26 protein-coding genes are annotated in these 22875 nt (G+C 41.4%); 20 read left to right on the top strand and 6 right to left on the bottom strand.

Annotated features, from left to right (window positions below; translation table 11 throughout):
• Window positions 1-25 precede the first annotated feature (25 nt).
• Window positions 26-832, top strand: coding sequence for a delta-lactam-biosynthetic de-N-acetylase (gene pdaA / locus AAGU76_RS03440; RefSeq protein ID WP_342484038.1), 807 nt, complete (start codon window positions 26-28; stop codon window positions 830-832).
• 240 nt (window positions 833-1072) lie between these two features.
• On the opposite strand, the gene AAGU76_RS03435 is transcribed toward pdaA, so the two are convergent.
• Window positions 1073-1300: a hypothetical protein gene (locus tag AAGU76_RS03435; RefSeq protein ID WP_342484031.1), complete on the bottom strand. Its 228-nt coding sequence runs from the start codon at window positions 1298-1300 to the stop codon at window positions 1073-1075.
• 290 nt (window positions 1301-1590) lie between these two features.
• Here AAGU76_RS03435 and AAGU76_RS03430 point away from each other — a divergent pair, with 290 nt between their 5' ends.
• Both AAGU76_RS03430 and AAGU76_RS03425 read left to right on the top strand, forming a co-directional pair.
• The gene (locus AAGU76_RS03430; protein WP_342484037.1) at window positions 1591-2778 is read left to right on the top strand and encodes an amidohydrolase family protein; all 1188 of its coding nucleotides are present in this window, start codon (window positions 1591-1593) and stop codon (window positions 2776-2778) included.
• 17 nt (window positions 2779-2795) lie between these two features.
• Window positions 2796-3497: a DUF5058 family protein gene (locus tag AAGU76_RS03425; protein WP_342484036.1), complete on the top strand. Its 702-nt coding sequence runs from the start codon at window positions 2796-2798 to the stop codon at window positions 3495-3497.
• A 140-nt stretch (window positions 3498-3637) separates the two neighbouring features.
• Here AAGU76_RS03425 and AAGU76_RS03420 read toward each other — a convergent pair whose 3' ends face one another.
• On the bottom strand, window positions 3638-3982 hold the full coding sequence (locus AAGU76_RS03420; protein WP_342484035.1) for an IS110 family transposase: 345 nt from the start codon (window positions 3980-3982) through the stop codon (window positions 3638-3640).
• A 672-nt stretch (window positions 3983-4654) separates the two neighbouring features.
• Between AAGU76_RS03420 and AAGU76_RS03415 the strand changes: the two genes are divergently transcribed.
• Window positions 4655-5341: a hypothetical protein gene (locus tag AAGU76_RS03415; protein WP_342484034.1), complete on the top strand. Its 687-nt coding sequence runs from the start codon at window positions 4655-4657 to the stop codon at window positions 5339-5341.
• A gap of 93 nt (window positions 5342-5434) precedes the next feature.
• On the opposite strand, the gene AAGU76_RS03410 is transcribed toward AAGU76_RS03415, so the two are convergent.
• The 3 genes from AAGU76_RS03410 to AAGU76_RS03400 all read right to left on the bottom strand — a co-directional run bounded on the left by AAGU76_RS03410 (window position 5435) and on the right by AAGU76_RS03400 (window position 7328).
• Entirely contained in the window at window positions 5435-5593 is a 159-nt protein-coding gene (locus AAGU76_RS03410) for a hypothetical protein (RefSeq protein ID WP_342484033.1), read from the bottom strand.
• Between the two features lie 304 nt (window positions 5594-5897).
• On the bottom strand, window positions 5898-6527 hold the full coding sequence (locus AAGU76_RS03405) for a TetR/AcrR family transcriptional regulator (RefSeq protein ID WP_342484032.1): 630 nt from the start codon (window positions 6525-6527) through the stop codon (window positions 5898-5900).
• Between the two features lie 573 nt (window positions 6528-7100).
• Entirely contained in the window at window positions 7101-7328 is a 228-nt protein-coding gene (locus AAGU76_RS03400) for a hypothetical protein (protein WP_342484031.1), read from the bottom strand.
• 388 nt (window positions 7329-7716) lie between these two features.
• Between AAGU76_RS03400 and aspS the strand changes: the two genes are divergently transcribed.
• The 16 genes from aspS (at window position 7717) to AAGU76_RS03320 (ending at window position 21845) form a co-directional block, all read left to right on the top strand.
• The gene (gene aspS / locus AAGU76_RS03395) at window positions 7717-9495 is read left to right on the top strand and encodes an aspartate--tRNA ligase (RefSeq protein ID WP_342484030.1); all 1779 of its coding nucleotides are present in this window, start codon (window positions 7717-7719) and stop codon (window positions 9493-9495) included.
• 15 nt (window positions 9496-9510) lie between these two features.
• The gene (locus tag AAGU76_RS03390; RefSeq protein WP_342484029.1) at window positions 9511-9924 is read left to right on the top strand and encodes a SoxR reducing system RseC family protein; all 414 of its coding nucleotides are present in this window, start codon (window positions 9511-9513) and stop codon (window positions 9922-9924) included.
• 14 nt (window positions 9925-9938) lie between these two features.
• Window positions 9939-11249: a replication-associated recombination protein A gene (locus AAGU76_RS03385; protein WP_342484028.1), complete on the top strand. Its 1311-nt coding sequence runs from the start codon at window positions 9939-9941 to the stop codon at window positions 11247-11249.
• A gap of 12 nt (window positions 11250-11261) precedes the next feature.
• Window positions 11262-11765: a hypothetical protein gene (locus AAGU76_RS03380; RefSeq protein ID WP_342484027.1), complete on the top strand. Its 504-nt coding sequence runs from the start codon at window positions 11262-11264 to the stop codon at window positions 11763-11765.
• A 10-nt stretch (window positions 11766-11775) separates the two neighbouring features.
• Window positions 11776-12069: a hypothetical protein gene (locus AAGU76_RS03375; RefSeq protein ID WP_342484026.1), complete on the top strand. Its 294-nt coding sequence runs from the start codon at window positions 11776-11778 to the stop codon at window positions 12067-12069.
• 112 nt (window positions 12070-12181) lie between these two features.
• Entirely contained in the window at window positions 12182-12442 is a 261-nt protein-coding gene (locus tag AAGU76_RS03370) for a putative Se/S carrier-like protein (RefSeq protein ID WP_342484025.1), read from the top strand.
• Window positions 12443-12580: 138 nt separating this feature from the next.
• A complete protein-coding gene (locus AAGU76_RS03365) occupies window positions 12581-13003 on the top strand; it encodes an Rrf2 family transcriptional regulator (RefSeq protein WP_342484024.1) in 423 nt (140 codons plus the stop codon).
• A gap of 1 nt (window position 13004) precedes the next feature.
• The gene (nifS, locus tag AAGU76_RS03360) at window positions 13005-14195 is read left to right on the top strand and encodes a cysteine desulfurase NifS (RefSeq protein WP_342484023.1); all 1191 of its coding nucleotides are present in this window, start codon (window positions 13005-13007) and stop codon (window positions 14193-14195) included.
• Window positions 14196-14223: 28 nt separating this feature from the next.
• Window positions 14224-14652: a Fe-S cluster assembly scaffold protein NifU gene (nifU, locus tag AAGU76_RS03355; RefSeq protein ID WP_342484022.1), complete on the top strand. Its 429-nt coding sequence runs from the start codon at window positions 14224-14226 to the stop codon at window positions 14650-14652.
• Between the two features lie 190 nt (window positions 14653-14842).
• Entirely contained in the window at window positions 14843-17479 is a 2637-nt protein-coding gene (gene alaS / locus AAGU76_RS03350) for an alanine--tRNA ligase (RefSeq protein ID WP_342484021.1), read from the top strand.
• 168 nt (window positions 17480-17647) lie between these two features.
• The gene (locus AAGU76_RS03345) at window positions 17648-17911 is read left to right on the top strand and encodes an IreB family regulatory phosphoprotein (protein ID WP_342484020.1); all 264 of its coding nucleotides are present in this window, start codon (window positions 17648-17650) and stop codon (window positions 17909-17911) included.
• A gap of 86 nt (window positions 17912-17997) precedes the next feature.
• Window positions 17998-18945, top strand: a complete 948-nt coding sequence (locus AAGU76_RS03340; RefSeq protein ID WP_342484019.1) for an aldo/keto reductase — start codon at window positions 17998-18000, stop codon at window positions 18943-18945.
• 7 nt (window positions 18946-18952) lie between these two features.
• Window positions 18953-19372: a Holliday junction resolvase RuvX gene (ruvX, locus tag AAGU76_RS03335; RefSeq protein ID WP_342484018.1), complete on the top strand. Its 420-nt coding sequence runs from the start codon at window positions 18953-18955 to the stop codon at window positions 19370-19372.
• 15 nt (window positions 19373-19387) lie between these two features.
• Window positions 19388-19633 (top strand): DUF1292 domain-containing protein, encoded by a 246-nt coding sequence (locus AAGU76_RS03330; protein ID WP_342484017.1) that lies wholly within the window; start codon window positions 19388-19390, stop codon window positions 19631-19633.
• Window positions 19634-19654: 21 nt separating this feature from the next.
• A complete protein-coding gene (locus AAGU76_RS03325) occupies window positions 19655-20134 on the top strand; it encodes a Fur family transcriptional regulator (protein WP_342484016.1) in 480 nt (159 codons plus the stop codon).
• Window positions 20106-21845, top strand: a complete 1740-nt coding sequence (locus AAGU76_RS03320; protein ID WP_342484015.1) for a ribonuclease J — start codon at window positions 20106-20108, stop codon at window positions 21843-21845. Before AAGU76_RS03325 ends, AAGU76_RS03320 begins: the two co-directional genes overlap by 29 nt.
• Window positions 21846-21926: 81 nt before the next feature.
• Here the strand turns inward: AAGU76_RS03320 and AAGU76_RS03315 are convergent, their stop codons facing one another.
• Window positions 21927-22760, bottom strand: coding sequence for a peroxiredoxin (locus AAGU76_RS03315; protein WP_342484014.1), 834 nt, complete (start codon window positions 22758-22760; stop codon window positions 21927-21929).
• Between the last annotated feature and the right edge of the window lie 115 nt (window positions 22761-22875).

Here is a 22875-nt window from a genome sequence, read left to right as displayed (position 1 = left end):
TTATATAAATAAACAAAGGGGTGATATGTTGATATATATAAAAAAAAGAAAACTTGCCGCAGTGCTTAGCTGCTTGCTGCTTTTTGCATGGGTTATAGTTTATGAGACAGCCGACAACTTTTCCGTTTCCGTTTCCGCTGGAATCTCCAACTGGGGGCTTAAGTTCAACCAGGAAGGGCAGGCCCCTGTAGGCAATGAAACGGCAGATTACCTTAAAAAATACAATGCATACTACGTGGGAGATACTGATGAAAAGATAATTTACCTGACATTTGATGCAGGATACGAAAATGGATATACAAAGGACATACTTGACATACTGAAAAAACACAATGTTAAGGCTGCCTTCTTCCTTGTGGGACACTATTTGGAAAAAGAACCTGAAATTGTTAGGCGGATGATAGAGGAAGGTCACACAGTAGGGAACCACACCTACAGCCATCCTGACATGTCAATGATATCAGATGTGGAAAGCTTCAAGAAGGAGCTTAATTCACTGGAGGAATTGTACAAACAGATAACCGGTCAGGATATGCCCAGGTACTACAGGCCTCCTCAGGGCAAGTTCAATGAGGATAACCTGAAGCTTGCCAATGAGCTGGGATACAAGACTATATTCTGGAGCCTAGCATATGCTGACTGGTCAAATGACAAGCAGCCCACGAAGGAAATGGCCTTCTCAAAGCTCATACCCCGCATCCATCCGGGAGCCGTGGTGCTTTTGCACAGCACCTCAAAGACCAACTGCGAAATATTGGATGAACTTCTCACAAAGTATGAGGAGCTTGGATATACCTTCAAGACTCTTGACGAACTTGTAAAAGAACAATGAGGAATTGCGCCCGTGCGCAATTCCAACAAATAATTTTTCATTCTAATTAAATGATTGTATTTTTGTTATGTCAAGCATTTTTAAAAATGTCCCCAAAATTTTAAATATAAGCACCGGATAAATTCTGGTGCTTTGTTGTAATAAAAAATATGTGAAGATAGCATAAGCAGTAATTTATGTACATTAATTAAATCTTAGAAAAATAATTTCTAAAATTAATCAAACAGAATTGTGCTCTTTTTAAGCTACACTATCTCGACGATGTTTTTGATTTTTGCAATACCGATCAAAAGAAGCTTGTCTCCAAGGATGATTCATAGGCGGAATATAGCGTTTTTTAGGTTTAGATGGTGCTTCAACTAAATCAAAGTTTTTAGATGAAGGAGCATGATTTGGAACAAGGTCTAAAGCATGTACATTATTACCTACACAGAAGTACATTTCGCCATTGAAAGCTTGAATAACCATTCCAGAAGTTCCTTTGTGATAATGAACTGGAAGTCCATTTATATATAATTTTGTTTTGGACAAAATCAAATGTGATATATAAGACATTATCACAAATCAATCAGAATATTATCGGCAAATATTGGATATATATTGACAATTTTTACAAACTGGAATATAATCAATACAGAATACATTCGGCGAATAAATTCTGTTTAAAATACTAAAAAGGAGCGTGCGTTATGGAAAAAAAATACTTGATTATTTGCGGTAAGCTGTTTGACGGAAAACGCGAAGAATTACTAAGTAACATGGAAATTTTGGTAGAAGGAAAGCATATCAAAGCTGTAGGTAAGAACCTTAGCCGTCCAGAGTCTGTCGAGATTATTGATTTATCTCACTTAACCGTTACACCAGGTATGATAGATGCGCATGTGCATTCGGACATGTTGGATTGGACTCAGTTTGCATCTCATTTTGATCACTCATCGGAATGGTTTACGCTGGCACATCTGCATACGGCACAGAGATCTCTGGAGAGAGGATTTACTACTTTAAGAACATTCAACTCAGGTGTAAAAGGGTTCGGATTAATTGACGTAAAGAAAATGATAAATGCTGGGTATTTTCCCGGCTCCAGGCTGGTAGTTGCAGGGCATATGCTGGGCTCAACCGGTAGCCATGCAGACATAACGCAAAGATTAGCAGGCAATCCGGTACTGTCGGACGCTGCAACGGCTACAGGTATAGGAAATGGAGCTGAGTTTTTTAGAGAGGCCGTTCGAAGAGAAGTTAAATATGGAAGCGACTTTATAAAAATAATGCTATCCGGAGGTTTTTTTACTCCAAATGACTCACCGGTAGACCAGCAATTATCGGACGATGAGCTGTCCGCCATAATCGGCACAGCCTGTGGCTTAAGAAAACCCGTTACAGCACATGTTTACCATCCGCCTTTGATGCAGAAGCTTATCAAGTTCGGTATCACAGGTATGGAGCACGCTTCCATGATGGATGAGGAGACCGCTGAAATGGTAGAGAAAGCGGGAATCTATGTAGTGCCGACATTCCTGCCATATGACGAGATAATCAGGCTGGATGAAGCAAACTTGGCCAAAAAGTCTCCGGAATTTCAGGCAAAATTAAGGGAATACAGTGATCGGTTGGCTTCCGGAAGAAAAGTAATTATCAACAGTAATATAAAATTAGGTTATGGTACGGATCTGGTAGTAGTTCATCAGTGCTATGAGAGTTGGCGTGAGTATGATTCATGGATGAAGAGCGGTATGGATCCATTTAGGGCTCTAAAAGCAGCTACGTCTGTAAATGCTGAAATATTAGAATTAAGCAATTACATAGGTTCAATAGAGCCTGGTAAATATGCAGATCTGGCAGCGTGGCCAAAGGATCTGCTAAAAGAAAGTAATGCTCTTTCAGAATGTGCGTTCGTAATGAAAGAGGGAAAGGTATACCCGGCTTTGCACGGTGTAAACAATTAGTAAGGAGGCATGATGATATGAAAGATATGGCGATAGCAAACGGAGGCACATTATGGTTTTTATGTGCTCTAGTCATTGTAGCTGTTATAATTCAGACTATTGTTTTTATGAAAAAAGGTTGGGCAGAAGCCATTGCACTTGGCGTTCCCAAAGAGCAGCTAAAAAAGACAGTAACAGCCAGCATAAGTGTTTCAATACTACCAAGTATCCCTATTATTCTTATTCTATTTGCCATGCTTCCTATAATGGGGGTACCGATTCCATGGCTAAGACTAACAGTTATCGGTTCTGCTGGATATGAGATGCTGGCGGCCAGTATGGGTGTGGCAGCAACGGGGCAGAAATTTGCAGCAGGATCATTTTCAAAAGAAGCCTTTGGAGCAGCTATTTGGGTCATGTCTATTGGAGGATCAGTAGCTACGCTCGTAACACTTTGTATTTTGAGACCCATTACATTAGCTTACGACAAATTTAAAGCATCTAATATTAAATTGATAACAATAATTGGCCTTTGCTGTTTAACCGGCGTTTTGGGTTCTGTTACTGCTGATTATGGTACAAGATCTGTAATGGGAGGCATAGTTATCAGTATAAGTGCGATAAGTGCGTTTGTCTTGATAACGATAGCTAAAAAGTTTCCCAAGCTTAAATGGCTGAATGATTTCTATTTGGCTTTAAGCATGATAATCGCTATGGCCGGAGCCATTATCATTTCTTGAGATAGTCCAGCGGTAAGATGTCAATAGCCAAACTGGAAAAACAGGGCGTGCCAGACCAACGGATTTTTACTCCGTTGGAGGTATGTATAGTCGATTGGTTTTCAGCATAGTAAAAACCAAACGGACTAGTTTTCTGTCAGTCAATGCGAGTGCTCTCTTAAGAGTTGTCTTGAGTGTCTCACGGTACTTAAGTTCATAGAAGCGTTAAACTCGGTATCATGCATTCTCACCTTGTTTGCAGCTTCCATGAAGTAGTATCTTAGATACCGGTTCCCGGAAGCGATCAAATGGGTATTGTCCGCAGTGTATTTGCCGGATTGGTATTTACTCCAGCAGATGCCTGCAAATTTAGCCAAAGCAGCTTGATTTTTAAACCTATTGATATCCCCGATTTCAGCAATGATACCGGCAGCATAAACAAGGCCGGTCCCCTTAACAGAAGTAAGCGTGTTGGGAACGGCTTTCATTTGCTCTTCAATGGACATGTAAGCAATCTCGTCAGCAGAAAGGAACTCCTCAACAACGGCAGGGGAAGTGGTACCGAATTTGTCCGAGAAGACATACTCGTGAGCCAGAGAAGAGAAATTCAAGAACAGGTGGTTTAAAAAATGGTTTTTCTCCCTTGTAAGGTTACGGGCAGTATAGTAACGCGCACGGGTGAGTTTTTTTGAAAGCGTTTACCTGTTTGGTGTTAAGGATATGGATGTGAGGCTCAAAGCAACCAACGTTATCACGGGAACTAACATCGATGCCTACCATAAGAGAGGAGAACATAAGGATCACCTCATTCCGAGTGGGATATGAGGCACATTGACTTTACCATATGCCCGCAGCTCTGCATGGTACCCGACTGCAAAGGGGTACAGGATACAAACAGATAAGCACCCAGTGATACGAAGCTGACGCCAGACCAGGGGGACAGACTAAAAAGGCAGTAGACAATGTTACACACGCAAATGGAAAGGTAAAGATATATGCCATTTTCAAGGAGCAGGGCCGATAAAGGTGTGGCGGCCGCTTACTTCTGCGAAGTAAGCCTCTGGAGAGGCCTTCGAAGAGCCTTTGAAGTTATGGTTCTAAACAAAACTTCATAGTTTTGAAATTCTATGAAAGCTATTGAAAGATAAAAGATCATTTATTAAGATAGGAGGGTTACTATGGATAATTCAAATAACAAATCAAACCTTTTTAACAACTGGGTTCATAAGTTTGGCTTGATAAGCGGTTTTACCATATTATTATTGATGCTTGCCGTACCGGTTATCAGCTGTACCCTATACAATATGTGGCCAAATTTAAGGAGCCTGATTCCTTCATTTATATCGGTTGCTATGCTAATGCTCCCCTTTTGTATTGCAGAATGTATCGCTTATCCACCTATAATCGGTTCCGGTGCAGTCTATATGGCTTATATTACCGGCAATACAACCGCATTGAAGATGCCGTGTGCTATCAGTGCACTTAAAATTGCCGGTGTAAAACAGGGAACGGTGGAATCTGACGCAGTTTCTTTGGTAGCAGTGGGAACATCAACATTAACCGTTACTATTGTAATTATCATAGGCATGCTGCTTTCCACCCAATTGGCACCTATTTTAAACTCACCTGTATTAAAGCCGGGATTCAACAATTTACTCCCTTCCATTTTTGGTGCGTTAGCAGTAGGATCGATAATGGGGAAAGTAAAATATTTTATTACGCCATTTATAGTAGCGCTTTTCTTTGCAAAATTCACACACATTTCTTCTGCATATTATATGCTTATCGCAATAGTTGCTTCTGCTGTTATCGGCAGCATTCTTCATTCAAAAGAAGCCGCTAGTAATGGAACTATAGCACAATAATAGCTCAGCTGCAAAGAAATCGAGTAGGAGGGAAAGTTGAATAACTTTCCCGACCTCTCACACCACCATGCATACCGTTCGGTACATGGCGGTTCAACCGCATAAGTACAGAGACTCGTACCTGTCAAGGATGCTTAGTATCCGGCCTGTGTGAGTCTTTTGTTTGTAATTGTGTGTGAGAATACCGCTTCCGGCAACCGCCCAGTAGCCTTTGCGCTTGTTCCCGTTTCGATAGGCTTGCCAATCCGGCATGCCCAGCCCCCTCAGGTTCTTCACGCGTGTTTTGGGCTTCTAGCTTTTGGGCTTTGACTTGTCTTGTAGCCTTACCCTCATTCGCAACCTGATGAGATTTCTGTTCGTCAGGCCAGAGATTTGCATTCACCCTTCTCCAGATTCCACCTCACGACGGACACCCTTGGTGTCGGCTGTATCCTTCCCGCTACCGGGCGGATTAGGGACTTTCACCCTTTAGAACGAGAGCTCCCCGGGCGCATAAGAAATAAAAAGACTTGTATTTCCTTTACGAAAGAAAACAAGTCTTTTTTTCCCTATTATATTACTGTTCTTTATTTTTTAAAATGCCAAACAAGAATAAGTCGATAATAGAAGAACACATCACTTCGATATTATATGAATTTCTATTTACGCACCAGTCAACCACAATCCCTCGAATTAAAATGGTTATATAGTCCAATACATCCTTTGCAGCCAGGTTATCCTGAATGAGATCTTCTTCTTTGCCTTTGTTTATAAGATATTCCATAATTTTAAAATATTTTCTTTCATGATTCACCATCATGATTCTAGTTTCTTCATCCCTAATGAAATACGAATAAGAGACCCTTGCAAATTCTTGACCGCCACTGCATATCTGCTTAACTATATAAATCATGACTGCTTTAATTTTTTCTATAGCATTTAAATGACTGAATTTCGGATCTGTCAGAATCTTGTTAAAAAACTCGGTATACTTATTATCCAATACTTGCATGCTAAATATCATTATTTCATCTTTACTTTTAAAATGATAATAAAAACCGCCTATAGATGACTTCGCCCGTTCGGCAATTTCTTCAACTGTCGTATTATAGTAGCCTTTTTCTTGAAAAAGCTCTATAGCGCAATCTTTAATCCGTTCTTTTGTATTCTGCGCTTGAATTTGTCTTTTATAGCTTTTCTTTTGCATATTTATCCTATAGTTCCTTTCCCTTTTTTATATACTAAGCATACCATAAAGGGGCTACGTACACTGGAATATCCAATACAAAACCGGAGGTATCCGGATACTTTGCCGACTAGCTTGATTGTGCTTTTCGGAAACATAAAAATTATGATGTAACCTGCCACATTTGCGGACATGAATTCCATAGCAACTGGGACAAATTTCAGTCTCACAGCTTGGAGAATATTTTATATCGTCTGCATGCACGTATTCTCCTCACAATCCACATTCTATCATATCATAATTCCTCCTGCAAGTTTAATTTAATCTGTTGTGCTAGCTTTTGAATTACCAAAACTTGCGAATGAAAAACTCCAGCACATTATGTAACCTATCATTAGTCACCAAAAAAATGATAGGGGGGTAACAAAATATGCTGGAGTCTGATAGAACTTATTCTATTAGACCTGTGCAGTAAATTCTGGTGCTTTGTTGTAATAAAAAATTTGTGAAGATAGCATAAGCAGTAATTTATGTACATTAATTAAATCTTAGAAAAATAATTTCTAAAATTAATCAAACAGAATTGTGCTCTTTTTAAGCTACACTATCTCGACGATGTTTTTGATTTTTGCAATACCGATCAAAAGAAGCTTGTCTCCAAGGATGATTCATAGGCGGAATATAGCGTTTTTTAGGTTTAGATGGTGCTTCAACTAAATCAAAGTTTTTAGATGAAGGAGCATGATTTGGAACAAGGTCTAAAGCATGTACATTATTACCTACACAGAAGTACATTTCGCCATTGAAAGCTTGAATAACCATTCCAGAAGTTCCTTTGTGATAATGAACTGGAAGTCCATTTATATATAATTTTGTTTTGGACAAATCAAATGTGATATATAAGACATTATCACAAATCAATCAGATTCTAATTAAATGATTGTATTTTTGTTATTGACAAAAATACGGTGTTGTGTTAGTTTTATTGTAAACAGATTGCGTGGGGAAGAGTAATCATAAAGAAATAATCAAAGCAAGACAGGGACGATGGAAGCCTGTTATTAACTTGTGATGAATGACACCCCTATGGAGCAATACCTAATTGAGAGGGACTATCAATGTAGTCCAAGTAGGGTGGCAACGCGGGTTATACTCGTCCCTAGAGGGATGGGTTATTTTTTTTGATAAAAGCATGTAGAGGAGACAAATTATGGAAACAATGGGAACACTCAGAAGAACAAATATGTGCGGCGAGCTGAACAAACAGGACATCGGCAGTGAAGTTGTGCTCATGGGCTGGGTTCAGAAAAGAAGAAGCCTCGGAGGCTTGATATTTGCCGATTTAAGAGACATCACAGGATTGATTCAGGTTGTTTTTGACACTGATGTCAGCAAGGAAGCATTTGAAAAAGCTGAAAGCCTGAGAAGCGAATTTGTTATTGCTGTGAAGGGAGATATCAGGGAAAGGGAATCAAAAAATCCTGATATGGCAACCGGCGAAATCGAAGTTTACGCAAAGGAACTCAAGATTTTGGACACAGCAGAAACTCCTCCCATCTATATAAAGGATAACGACGATGTTTCCGAACAAATGCGTCTTAAGTACAGATACCTTGATTTAAGAAAGCCTCAGATGCAGAAGAACCTTCTGACCAGAAGCAAGACGTCCAAGGTTGTAAGGGAATTTTTATACGATAACGGCTTCAACGAAATAGAAACGCCATTTTTAGCTAAGCCAACACCTGAAGGAGCAAGAGACTATTTGGTTCCAAGCAGGGTGAATCCGGGAAGTTTCTACGCCCTTCCTCAGTCGCCACAGCTTTACAAACAGCTTCTGATGGTTTCAGGCATGAACAGATACTTCCAGATTGTCAGATGCTTCAGGGACGAGGACTTAAGAGCCAACAGACAGCCTGAGTTCACTCAGGTGGATATTGAAATGTCATTTGTTGACGTGGAAGATGTAATAAGCATCAATGAAAAGCTCATTGCAAAAATATTCAAGGAAATAAAGAATGTAGACATTGAGCTTCCTATTAAAAGAATGCCATACCAGGTAGCCATGGACAAATACGGCTGCGACAAGCCGGACCTTCGATTTGGATACGAACTTGTGAACATCACTGATATTTTTGAAAACACCGAGTTCAATGCGTTCAAGTCAACATATGAGGAAGGCGGACTCATCAAGTGCGTTAAAATAGACGGCTCTTCCGAAGAATTCTCCAAGAAGGGAATATCCAAGCTTGAAAAATTCGTTAAGACATACGGAGCAAAGGGACTGGCATGGCTAAAATATGAAAACGGCACACTGGAATCTCCTATAGCTAAATTCCTCTCTCAGGAAGAAATAGAAAAACTCATGGGCAGGCTTGATATTAAGGAGCGCGACATTGCTTTCATACTTGCGGACAAGGAATCGGTTGTCAATACCGCCCTTGGAGCTCTACGAATAGAAATAGCCCGCGACAAGAATCTAATAGATGAAAATAAATTTGAACTGGTTTGGATAACAGACTTCCCGCTTTTCGAATACAGCGAGGAAGAAGACAGATATGTGGCCAAGCACCACCCGTTCACGGCTCCCGTTGATGAAGATATAGACAAGATAGAGACAAATCCGGGAGAAGTAAGAGCAAAGGCCTACGACATAGTAATAAACGGAGATGAAATAGGCGGAGGCAGCATTCGTATAACAAACAGAAATCTGCAGAACAGGATGTTCAAAGCTCTCGGCTTCACGGAAGAGGAAGCCCTGGACAAATTCGGCTACCTGCTTGAAGCTTTCAAATACGGTGTTCCGCCTCACGGAGGAATTGCATACGGTCTGGATCGTTTCATGATGCTTCTGACCGAAAGCGACAACATAAGAGACGTAATTGCATTCCCGAAAACTCAGAGCGCTTCGTGCCTGATGACAGACTCTCCCAGCGGAGTGTCTGAAAAACAGCTTAAGGAGCTTGAAATTCAGGTAGCCCAGCAACAATAAAGAAAGGAAGTAACAATGGACCAGGTAGGAAAAATTGAAAAGATAAACGGCAACAAGGCAACCATATCGGTGAAGAGGGTGACAGCCTGCGGAGACAACTGTAAGAGCTGCGGCTCCTCATGCAAGGTCAACAGCGTTATTGTTGAATCAGACATAGACGGAGATTATGAAGTCGGAGACTATGTTGAGATAACAACTGAAAATGAAGTCATGTTCAAACACATACTCATTCTTTATGGTATTCCCTTCGCAGTTATGATGGTAGCCATATTTCTTGTTCAGCTCTTAGTCAGCGGCCCGGGCAAGGATGTCATTTCTGCAGTAAGCGCCATTGCATCGTTGGTTGTTTCGTTTTTTATACTGAAAGCTTACGATAAAAATGAAATGAAGAAAAATGTTCTTAAATTTACTGTGGGTAAGAAACTTTAGAATTGCAGGCTAAAATGAATATATTTGAAATGCAGTACGAAAATTCCATCAAGAAGAAAGGGCCTCTTGCACAGCGCATGAGGCCTGTGACCCTTGACACCTTCGTTGGCCAGGAGCACATCATAGGTGAAGGAAAGATTCTCAGAAGGGCCATCAAGGCTGACAAGCTGTCCTCCGCCATATTCTACGGACCTCCGGGAACAGGCAAGACGACACTGGCCAGGATTATCGCCGAAAATACCAACAACAATTTCACAACTCTCAACGCGGTAACAAGCGGCGTAAAGGACATCAAGGAAAAGATAAGCTATGCAGTGGATGAACTGGGCATGTACAACAAGAGAACCATATTGTTCATCGACGAAATCCACCGCTTCAATAAGGCTCAGCAGGATGCCTTGCTTCCTTATGTGGAAAACGGCACAATAATACTAATAGGCGCCACAACAGAGAACCCGTACTTCGAGGTGAACCCGGCTCTCATTTCCCGTTCACTGGTTTTTGAATTCAAGAAAATCACAGACGACGATATTGCAAAGGTAGTCAGAAAAGCTGTAACTGACATGGAAGACGGATACGGCTCAAAAAACGTGGAATTGACCGAAGAAGCATTAAAACACATTGTGGGCAACTCCAACGGAGACATAAGAAAGGCTCTTAGCGCTCTGGAACTGGGTGTTGAAACAACACCGGAATCAGAAGGCAGGATACTCATTGATATTTCCGTTGCCCAGGAATGCATACAGAAGAAAAAGATTGAATATGATAAGAATGGCGACAGTCATTACGATACAATTTCGGCATTCATAAAGAGTATGAGAGGCTCCGACCCGGACGCAGCTGTTTTCTGGCTTGCAAAGATGATAAAGGGTGGAGAAGACCCAAAATTCATAGCAAGACGAATAATCATCTGTGCATCTGAGGACGTGGGCAATGCCGATCCCAGGGCCCTTGAGGTTGCGGTGAATGCCTTCAAGGCAGTTGAGATAATCGGATTTCCGGAAGGGCGTATAATCCTAGCTCAGGCTGTAATTTACGTAGCATGCGCTCCCAAGAGCAACGCATCGTATCTGGCTATTGACAGAGCCATGGAAGCCGTGGAGAAAAACTCCCTGGAAGTTCCGCTTCACCTTAAGGACGGGCATTACAGCGGTGCCCAGAAGCTAGGCAGGGGTATGAGCTACAAGTACCCTCACGACTACGACAAGTTTTACGTGAAGCAGAATTACCTGCCGGAATCATTGATAAATCCGGGATTCTATCAGCCGAAGGAATCCGGTTATGAAGGCAAAATCAAAAAGTTTTTGGAATACCTTAGACAGTAAAGGGGGGACTTTATGAATCACAAACTGTTTGGCAAGGATATAACTGATGCGGATATTGCAGAATCACTAAAAAACAAGATTGCGTTCAGCCAGTACGACAAAGAACTTGAGTACGACATTTCCGTGGATTTTTTCAACCAGGACCTCCAGGATGAGGTGTTGAACGACAATGTATCCTTTGAAATCAAAAGGAAGCATTACATTTTTATTAAGGCAGTAAGGGACCTTTTTGAACTAAACAACATTAAAATAAACAAGTTTTATCTGATGGGAACGGTGCTGGGTCTGGACAAGGGCGAAATTGCCCTGTCGGTTTTAAAATCATCAAGCACAAAAAAAAGCAACATAGTCTGGCCATGCAAGGAAATTTTCATTTTTGAGGACAGCAAGAACAAACTGGACGACATGCTTTACAACAACCAGATATCCGAAGAGGACTATGAATCCAATCTTGAATATCTGAAGGATGAACTCAGCATTTACGACAATGAAGACGAGCACGGCTACATTAACTAAGGGAGGAAATATGAAAGCGTACGATCTTATTAACAAGGTTGAGCTTGAGGTCACAACTAAGGACCTTATCGACCTGATGACTGAAAAAAACAGGCAGGTGGACTTGATTCTCCACGAGAAAAAAACAGATGAAGACGGATATCTCACATGGGATGCAGAACATTGGACAACAGTGGATTCCAAGAGATTCATGAGATGCTATTCACTGGGAGAAAGACAGCTTCGAGATTATACTTCCCACAACATTTACGACCTCAGAAATGACTTTAAACCTGAGGAAGCAAAGGAAATACAAATAAACTAACATACATTGCGAAAAACCGCTTCGGCGGTTTTTTTTGTCTGTGCGTTCTCTTCATGTAACCTTATGTTCGTTTGTTAATAAAATGATGTAAGGCCAATAAAGGAGGAACACTATGGAAACTTATATCATTACCTTTAAGCACGGCAATTACGCTGTGGCCACTTACAACAAGCTCATTGGCTATGGCATTAAAAATATAAGGCTCTCCCAGACGCCTTTCAGCATCAGAAGCGAATGCGACATGTGCATCAAGGCATTTGGAAAGGACGCGCTGAATGCGGTTCTCAGGGAAGGCTCCCTCAGGAATTCCATCGATAATGCATACAGCGCGGTAAACATCAACGGTTCTTATATTTACAAGCTTATTCATTAAGAGATCAAACAAAGCATTCGTGCTTTGTTTTTTATTGCATAATAATATTTTTGCAATTAATGTTGACAATATTACTAGGGTATATTATAATAGCTTATACCCTACAAAAATAGTAGGAATTATTGAGAGGAGAACAGTATGATTTTATCAACAAAGGGCAGATATGGACTTAAAGCAGTATTTGAACTTGCTCTGAACTATGGTTTGGGACCTGTTTCTCTGAAAAAAATATCAGATAAGTATGATATATCGGAAAGCTATCTGGAACAGCTTTTTGCTAAACTTAGAAAAGACGGTTATATTGAAACTGTAAGGGGACCCCAGGGCGGATACATGCTGGCGAAAAAACCGCAGGAGATTACCGTTGGTATGATTTTAAGAGCGCTGGAAGGCGAAATGACCACTTCACAGTGCATAAGCAAGGATGTGTGTTCCAGGGAATCAATTTGCGCTACAAGAGTTATATTCGAAAAAATAGAAAACAGCATAAACAATGTTATCGACAATATAACTTTGGCTGATATGTACGAGGAACAAAAAAATATTTTTACGGAGGAATAAGATGAGCAGGAAAATATATCTTGACAACGCTGCAACAACAAGGGTTAAAAAAGAAGTAGTAGATGAAATGTACAAATATTTCGATGAGTTTTACGGCAATCCTTCAAGCTCACTGTATGAACTGGGAAGAAAGTCCAGAGAAGCCGTTGAAAATTCAAGGAAGAAAGTGGCAGATTTTTTGAATGCGGACGAAAAGGAAATTTACTTTACAGCCGGCGGTTCTGAATCAGACAACTGGGCAATAAAAGGTACGGCATTCGCCAACAAGAACAAGGGCAATCATATAATCACCACAAAAATTGAGCATCATGCAGTGCTTCATACATGCGAATACCTGGAGAAATTTGGATTTGAGACTACATACCTTGACGTAGACAGGTACGGAATGATCGACCTTGAACAGCTCAAGGAAGCAATCAGACCCGAGACCATATTGATTTCAATCATGTATGCAAACAATGAAATAGGGACAATACAGCCCATAGAGCAAATAGGCGAAATTGCCCACGAGCACGGGATAATATTCCACACTGACGCGGTGCAGGCTCTTGGAAGCGTTAAAATAGACGTTAAGAAACAAAACATAGATTTACTGTCCATGTCTGCTCATAAGATCGGCGGTCCAAAGGGTGTAGGCGGAATGTACATCAAAAAGGGAATAAAGATTGACAACTTCATTCACGGAGGCGGACAGGAAAGAGGCAAAAGAGCCGGAACGGAAGGCGTTCAAAACATCGTGGGATTCGGCAAGGCTGTGGAGCTGGCAAGCACCAACTTTGATGCTCACGTTAATAGACTTGCACAGCTGAGAGACAGACTCATTGACGGCATCAGGAAGAACATTCCGGAAGTTGTGTTAAACGGTCATCCTACCATGAGGCTTCCAAACAACGTAAACTTCTCATACAAGTACGTTGAGGGAGAATCCATACTTCTTCTTTTGGATATGGAAGGAATATCAGCATCAAGCGGTTCCGCCTGTACATCAGGTTCCCTTGATCCTTCGCACGTACTTCTGGCTACAGGACTTGATCACGGAACAGCACACGGTTCAATACGCTTCACGGTCAGCGAGGAACTGACAGAGGAAGAAATAGATTTCACTGTTGAAACAATGAAAAACATCATATCGAGACTTAGAGCAATGTCTCCAATTAAAAACGACGAAGACCTGAAAAAAGGCAACAACTAAAAACTATCAGAAAATATCGGAGGAAATTATGTATACAGAAACAGTCATGGACCATTTCAGAAATCCAAGAAACGTAGGTTCCATAGAAAACGCAGACGGAGTGGGCCAGGTCGGCAATCCTAAATGCGGAGATATAATGAAAATTTACCTGAAGATTAATGACGAAATTATAGAGGACGTCAAGTTTGAAACTTTCGGCTGCGGGTCAGCTATAGCATCATCAAGCATGGCAACGGAGCTAATTAAGGGGAAAAGCATTCAGGAAGCCGTAGACCTTACAAACAAGGCTGTCATTGAAGCTCTGGGAGGACTTCCTCCGGTAAAGGTTCACTGTTCAGTACTTGCAGAGCAGGCTGTGAAATCTGCGCTGTACGATTATTCACAGAAAACAGGCAAGGTCATCAAAGGTTTGGAAAATTACACACCGGAAGATGATGAAGACATCCACTGTCACTAAAATAAATCAGGATAAATAGCGGAGGTGTGACTTCCGCTTTTTTATATCATAGGAAAGACCTCTTTCCTATGATATAAAAAACGAGGACTAAATTGCTTAAGCTGTGGAAAAATGGAAATATAGTTGACAATATTGGAAAGAATACATTATAATTTCTTAATAGAGTAAACGTATGAGAAATGGAGGAAACATGGATACATTAGATAGATTTTCCATAAACAATATCAGGAAAGAATATTTGAACTTTTTCAAAAGCAAGGGGCATTTGACCGAGCAGAGCTTTTCGCTTATTCCGAAAAATGACAAGAGTTTGCTGCTCATCGGTGCCGGTATGGCGCCTCTTAAGAAGTACTTCACAGGTGCCGAAACTCCACCTTCCAAGAGAATGGCAACATGCCAGAAATGCGTTAGAACCGGAGACATAGACAATGTTGGACTCACAGCCAGACACCTGACATTTTTTGAAATGCTGGGAAATTTCTCTTTTGGAGATTATTTCAAGAACGAAGCAATTGCCTGGGCGTGGGAGCTTTTGACGGATGTATTGAAAATAGATGCCAACAGACTTTGGGTTACAGTGTACCTGGATGATGATGAAGCAGCCGAAATATGGCATACTAAGGTAGGCATACCCATGGAAAGGATAGTGAGACTTGGCAAGGACGACAACTTCTGGGAACTTGAAGTGGGACCCAGCGGACCATGCTCTGAAATTTACTACGACACAGGAGCAGACAGAGGCTGCGGCTCGCCTGACTGCAAACCGGGCTGCGACTGCAACCGATACATAGAAATCTGGAATCTGGTTTTCACTCAGTTTGACAAGGATGAACAAGGAGTGTACCACCCTCTTCCAAATCCCAACATAGATACAGGAATGGGGCTTGAAAGGGTTGCTTCGGTTCTTCAGGGAAAACCAACCGTGTTTGATGTGGAACCGCTCTTTTCAATTGTGAAGAAGGTACAGGAAATATCAGGCGTCGTTTACGGCGAAAACAATAAGAAAGACACTTCCATGAAAATAATCTGCGACCATTCAAGGGCAGCTACGTTTATGATAGGTGACGGCGTCATACCATCAAACGAAGGAAGAGGCTACGTTTTAAGACGACTTATAAGAAGAGCCATCCGTCAGGGAAAATCTCTTGGTATACAATCAGACTTTTTGACAAAGACTGTAAAGGTGGTTATAGACGGATGGAAGGAAGCATATCCATACCTGGCTGAAAAGGAAAGCTACATACTTAAGGTTGTTCAGCTGGAAGAAGAAAAATTCAAGACTACAATCGATCAGGGTCTGGAACTTCTCATGAAAGAAATAGAAGCCATGAAGGAATCAGGCAAGAACGTGTTCGATGGAAGCGTGGCATTCAGACTCTATGACACTTACGGGTTCCCTTCAGAACTCACTGAAGAAATAGTAATCGAAAACGGTTTTGAGTTTGACAAGAATGAGTTTAAATCCATCATGGACCAGCACAGACAGATGGCCAGGGAAGCAAGAAGCAAGACCGGAAGCTCAGGCTGGAAAGACCAGGACTTTAACATAGACGCAGAAAATACCGTGTTCACGGGTTATGAGAAACTTGCGGATACAGCTGAGGTAACTGCCATCGTTGTAGACGGCGAGCAGTCTAACACCATTTCAGAAGGGCAGTCAGGCTTCATTGTACTGGATAAAACTCCTTTCTATGCAGAAAGCGGCGGACAGACCGGTGACAGCGGAATATTCAGCGCCGATGAAATGGAAGCCTTGGTTTCGGACACAAGGAAGTTCAATAAGAGCATATTCCTTCATGAAACAACAGTAACCAGGGGAAGCATATCCGTTGGAGACAGGATTGCTGCCCAGGTCGATGCTGACCATAGAAAGAACACTGCAAAGAACCACACATGCACGCACATTCTGCACAAAGTGCTGAAGGAAATGCTGGGAGACCATGTAAACCAGGCAGGGTCATATGTTTCAAAGGACAGACTGAGATTTGACTACACCCATTTCGAAGGAGTGCCTCAGGACACTCTCAAGGAAATCGAAAGAAGAGTGAATGAGGCAATTCTCAAAGACTATCAGGTATCCACAGATGTTCTTGACATCGAGGAAGCCAGAAAGTCCGGAGCAACAGCGCTGTTTGACGAAAAGTATGAAGATAAGGTAAGGGTTGTGAGTGTAGGAGACTTCAGCAAGGAGCTTTGCGGCGGAACTCACATAGATGAAACAGCAAAAATAGGAATGTTCAAGGTTATCTCTGAGGGAGGAATTGCATCAGGAGTAAGAAGAATCGAGGCAATCACCGGAAGAGCAGCCATAGAATACTTAAACGATCTTGTGGCTATAACAGACGAAATGTGTGTTTCCATGAAAACAAGCAAGGAAGAGCTTGCTTCAAAGGTTAACGCCCTTAAGAAAGAATCAAAGGACAAAGAAAAAGAAATCCAAAAGCTCAATAACGAGCTTCTTAAACAAAGTATGGGGCAGATTCTCGATCAGTACGAAGAAATAAACGGAGTGAAACTATTTTCCCTCAGGCTTAAAGACAAGGATGCAAATGCCCTCAGGGACACTGCAGACAAAATCAGAGACAAAAATGAGAGCTGTGCAGTAATAATCGCATCGGATCTGGGAGACAAGGTTCTGTTCGTGTCTTCGGTTACAAAGGATCTGGTTGCAAAAGGAATTCATGCAGGCAACATGGTCAAGGCTGCCGCAACAGCAGCCGGCGGAGGCGGAGGAGGAAGGCCGGACTTCGCTCAGGCCGGAGGAAAGAACCCCGAAAAAATAGACGAAGCCCTGCAGGCAGTGAAAGAACAGTTAAAAACCTTATAATTAAGAATTAAGAATGAAGAGTGAAGAATTTATGGAAAGAAATTGTGCCTACGGGCACAATTTCATCCGAGAATTCTTAATTCTTAACTCTTAATTCATAATTAATTTAATGTTTGATTTTATTTCCAAAATGTAGTACAATAAACTAGGTTATGAATGAGGTGGATTATGGATAACAATATAAACAACACAGCAAAGTTTGATTACAGTATGGAATCATTGAATGAGGCCAGAGAAATAATTTCTCAGGTTTATCAGTCGCTAAAGGAAAAAGGATACAATCCCAACAACCAACTCATCGGATACATATTGTCCGGGGATCCAACTTATATAACCAACCATAACAACGCAAGAAGCTTAATAAGAAAAATAGAGAGAGACGAACTGTTAGAAGAAATATTAAATGTTTATTTGGATGTAATAGACCTTTAAAATTTGCAAGGAAAGCAGTATATGTACATATACTGCTCTTTTATATATGTGGTCCGGCACTCCTACAATGAACGGTGTGGTGGAAGATGAAGTATATTGATTTTTTTGAAAAACAAAATGTTTCAAAATTGTGTTACGGAACTTTGTCCTTAAGCGGTCTTCAAAATGTCGACAACACGAAGAACAAAGTAAATCTGCTTAATTACGCGTATGACAGAGGAATAAATTTTTTTGACACAGCAGAGCTTTATGACAACTATAATATTTTAAATGAATTCATAAAAGACAAAGACAGGGATAAACTAACCATAGCTACAAAAAGCTATGCATATGACGAAAAGACTGCGGAATATAGCGTCAATAAGGCTTTGAAGGAAATGAACACGGATTATCTGGATGTGTTCATGCTGCATGAGCAGGAAAACGGCAACAACTTTCTGGGACACTACCGGGCAGTTGAACGTTTCTTGAAATACAGGCAGGAAGGGATAATACGGCACCTGGGAATATCCACTCACAGGGTGGCTGCTGTCAGGGACAGCGTAAATTTCAAGGAAATAGAATTTGTGTTTCCGCTTTTGAACATGAAAGGAATAGGAATTTCCGACGGCACAGTCAATGACATGGTTGAAGCCGTAAAAAATGCAAAACAAGGCGGGAAATTCATAATGGCAATGAAGGTCTATGGGGGCGGACACCTGATAAATCAGGCCAGGGAAGCTTTTAAGTTTGCAAGCAGCCTGGATTTTGTGGACTCCATAGCAGTCGGTATGAGCACCGAGGCAGAAATCGATGCTAATATCGCTTACTTGGAAAACAATGAGTTAAATATTAACATAAAAAATAAAATTAGAAACCAAAAGAGAACACTCGTAGTAGAAGAGTGGTGCGTTGGTTGCGGAAAATGCGCAGTGAAATGCAGACAGAATGCCCTGAGTATTGTTGACGGAAAATGCGTCGTTGACATGGACAGGTGCGTGCTGTGCAGCTATTGCGCCGGTGAATGTACAGATTTTTATATCAAAATTGTGTGAGGTATCTATGGACAGATTGATGGGCCTGGATGTGGGAGACAGAACAATAGGAGTGGCTGTCAGTGATTTATTGATGATTACTGCTCAGGGAGTCACTACAATCAAAAGAACAAATATAAAGAACGATATCAACGAGCTCAGAAAAATCATTGATGAATATCAGGTGACGAAAATAGTGGCAGGACTACCCAAGATGCTGGACGGAACGGTCGGAATCCAGGGTGAGAAGGTGCTTGCATTCATAGAAAAGATGAAACAGCATCACATTGATTTGCCTGTTGAGCTGGAAGATGAGAGATTTACCACTACCATGTCAGAAAGAATGCTGATAGATGCCGATGTTAAAAGGAAAAAAAGAAAAGAAGTAATAGACAAATTAGCCGCAGTTCAGATTCTTACAGGATATATGCAGCGAAAAAAACTATAATGCCAAGAGGTGACTATGGAAGACAACATTATCGAACTGATCAATGAAGAAGGAAAGACGGAAAAGCTTGTTGTGGAAGCAACATTCCATATAGATGATACCATGTACGCCGTTCTTCATGAGATAGGCTCCGACGAAGGCATGATATTTTATGTTGAGGAAGCGGAAGACGGCAACGGTGTATTCATTCCCGTGGAAGATGAAGAAGAGATTCAGGAAGTTATAGAAGTATATGAAGGAATAGCGGATGATTTGATTTAATCATTTGCTGAGGTGTTCATTATGGGTGAAGCAGATTACCTGGTTAAATTGCTGTGTGAAAATGGTTATAAGATAACAATACAAAGAAGCTTGATTTATGAGATCCTGGCTGAAAACAAAGAAAAGCATTTAAGCACGGAAGAAATCTATGAGCTTGTAAAGAACAGGAACCCCAAAATGGGCATAGCTACAACCTACAGAACTCTGCAACTTTTTGAAGAAATAGGTTTGGTTTACCGGCATGAATTTGGTGACGGGCTGAGCAGGTACGAGATTTTATCTGAAAACAGCAATGAAATCCATCAGCATCATCATTTGTTGTGCAAGAAATGCGGAAAAATCATTGAAGTCAAGGAAGACTTGATGAACTCATTGGAAGAAATAATAGAAAAACAATACAATTTTGAGATATTGAATCATGTGGTCAAATTCACCGGACTCTGCAGTCAATGCAGAAATAAGGAGAATGAAGATGGCAACAGAAAAGAAACACAAGCTTAAAGTAATACCCCTGGGAGGTCTTGGGGAAATAGGAAAGAACATGACCGTTATAGAATACGGCAGCAACATCGTAGTAATAGACTGCGGAATGTCCTTTCCGGATGACGAAATGCTCGGTATAGACATTGTTATACCTGACATAACATATTTGATAAAAAACAAGGATAAAATAAAGGGAATACTGCTTACCCACGGTCATGAGGATCACATAGGCAATATTCCGTACCTTTTGAAAAAGATTAATGTGCCTATTTATGGAACAAGGCTCACGCTTGGACTTGTTCAGAACAAGATCCTCGAACATAAAATTGAGGATGCATCGCTAAATGTGGTGGAAGCGGGCCAGACAATAAACCTGGGATGCTTCAAGGTTAAATTCATAAGAGGCAACCACAGCATACCTGATGCCGTTGGTTTTGCCATTGACACGCCAATCGGAATGGTCGTGCACACCGGTGACTTCAAAATAGATTTCACACCCATCGATGACGATGTTATGGACCTTGGAACATATGCGGAGCTTGGCAGAAAAGGCGTGCTTCTGGCCATGTCCGACAGCACAAACGTTGAAAGACAAGGTTTCTCGGCTTCAGAGAGAACTGTGGGCGACAAATTTGTAGAATCCTTTAAAAACTGCGAGTCAAGAATTTTGGTGGCAACTTTTGCTTCAAACATCCACCGTGTACAGCAGGTAATAAATGCTGCCGTTGCCTATGGCAGGAAAGTTGCCGTGTCAGGTAAAAGCATGATAAACAACATTGATGTGGCACAGGAACTGGGCTATCTGGACATTCCGGACGGAACGCTCATAAACGTCAACGACCTGAAAAAATACAAAGACAATGAAATAGTGCTCATAACCACAGGCAGTCAGGGAGAGCCTATGTCGGCACTTACGAGAATTGCCAACAGCGATCACAAGAAAATACAGATAAAGCAAGGCGATTTGGTTATTATTTCTGCCAGCGCCATACCGGGCAATGAGAAAACCGTGTCCAGGGTTATAAACATGCTTTACGAAAAAGGTGCCATTGTATATTATGATGCACTTACTCAGGTTCACGTTTCGGGCCATGCAAGAAGAGATGAATTGAAGCTTATGCTGTCACTTTTAAAGCCCAAGTTTTTCATTCCGGTGCACGGCGAATACAGACACCTGGTTCAGCATGCAAGGCTTGCTGAAGAAATGGGAATACCTGCAGACCACACCGTAATAGGAAAAAACGGCGATGTAATAGAGCTTACATCGAAATCAATCTCCAAGAATAACACAGTAACATCGGGAAACATTCTGGTCGACGGACTTGGCGTAGGAGATGTGGGAAACATAGTCCTGAGAGACAGAAAGCTGCTGGCTGAAAACGGCCTGATAATAATAGTGCTTTCAACGGAAAAGGGCACAGGAAAGGTTCTTGCCGGACCTGAAATTGTGTCAAGAGGCTTCATTTACGTAAGGGAAAACATAGATTTGATCGAAGAGTCAAAGATGGTAGTGAGAAAAGCTCTGGCCAAGTGCGCAGACACCAAGGTCAAGGAATGGAACAACATCAAGATGATCATAAAAGATGCCTTAAGCAGCTTCATTTATGAAAAAATAAGAAGAAATCCTATGATTCTTCCTATTATCATCGAGGTTGACCCTGAAGACATAACGGGAAGCATTGAGGAATTTGAAAAGTTTGCTGATTTTTCAGACTATGATGAAGAATAAACAAAAAAGGACGTGAGTCCTTTTTTTAATAGCAGTCGGGGGATACAGGTTTCCTAGCGGTGTTGCGGAGCAATTTTTAATCTATTCAGGCTGCTGATGAATGATTGTTTCATCGCTTTCAGGCACACCCGAGGTTTCACCGCCCTGCAAGTCACCTGCCGTTCCTCGCTGACCCATTCCGGGGCTCATAGGGACCGTTTCTCCGATTGCATCTCCCGGATAAGGACCGTAGCAGGTATACCAATTCATGCAGTTCCAGTCAGGGTTTGGATTAGTACCCCTTTGAACGGCTTCTTCAAATGTTCTGGGCGCTGGGATTATGACAGGATCGCCGGGCATCCAGTTGGCAGGCGTTCCAACGTTGTATTCTGTTGAAAGCTGCAGGGCGTCAATGAGTCTTAAGAGCTCATACATGTTCCTTCCGTTGGTAGCAGGGTACGTAAGGATGGCCCTTATGCGCTGGTTAGTGTCTATTATAAACACATCCCTAACGCTTTGTTCATAGATTCTGTCAGGATTAACCATGCCGTAAAGGGCAGCCACATTGGCGTCCCTGTCGGCAATCAGGGGGAATGGAATTTTTATGCCTGTATTCTGAAGAATGTCGTAAAACCATCCTATATGGGCGGGATTGCTGTCTATGCTTACGCCTAAAAGCTGCACGTTCCTTTTTACAAATTCCGGATAAAGCATGGTGAATGCTATGAATTCACTGGTACAGATCGGAGTGAAATCTCCCGGGTGAGAAAAAAGAAGCACCCATTTTCCACGGTACTGGGACAGTGTAACTGTTCCTGAAGTTGTGATTGCAGTGAAGTCCGGTGCGATCCTTCCTATTGTCAGGCATTGGCGGTTTCTTTCAATGATGGCATCGGTGAAATTTGTATCTGAATTGGAATTATTTCTGGAAATCATGTGAACCTCCTTATGTATTTTGTTTATAATATGTTGCTTTATTTGCTTTTGTTAATTAATCATAGATGCTAAGTCTTGAAAAATGCCGTTGCACAAATAAAGCAGCCGGCGAAAA

It is taken from the genome of Sedimentibacter sp., from assembly GCF_038562225.1.
In the GTDB taxonomy this organism is placed as follows: domain Bacteria; phylum Bacillota; class Clostridia; order Tissierellales; family Sedimentibacteraceae; genus Sedimentibacter.
Note: the sequence above shows the minus strand (reverse complement) of the source record. Positions and strands in the feature narration are given on the sequence as shown.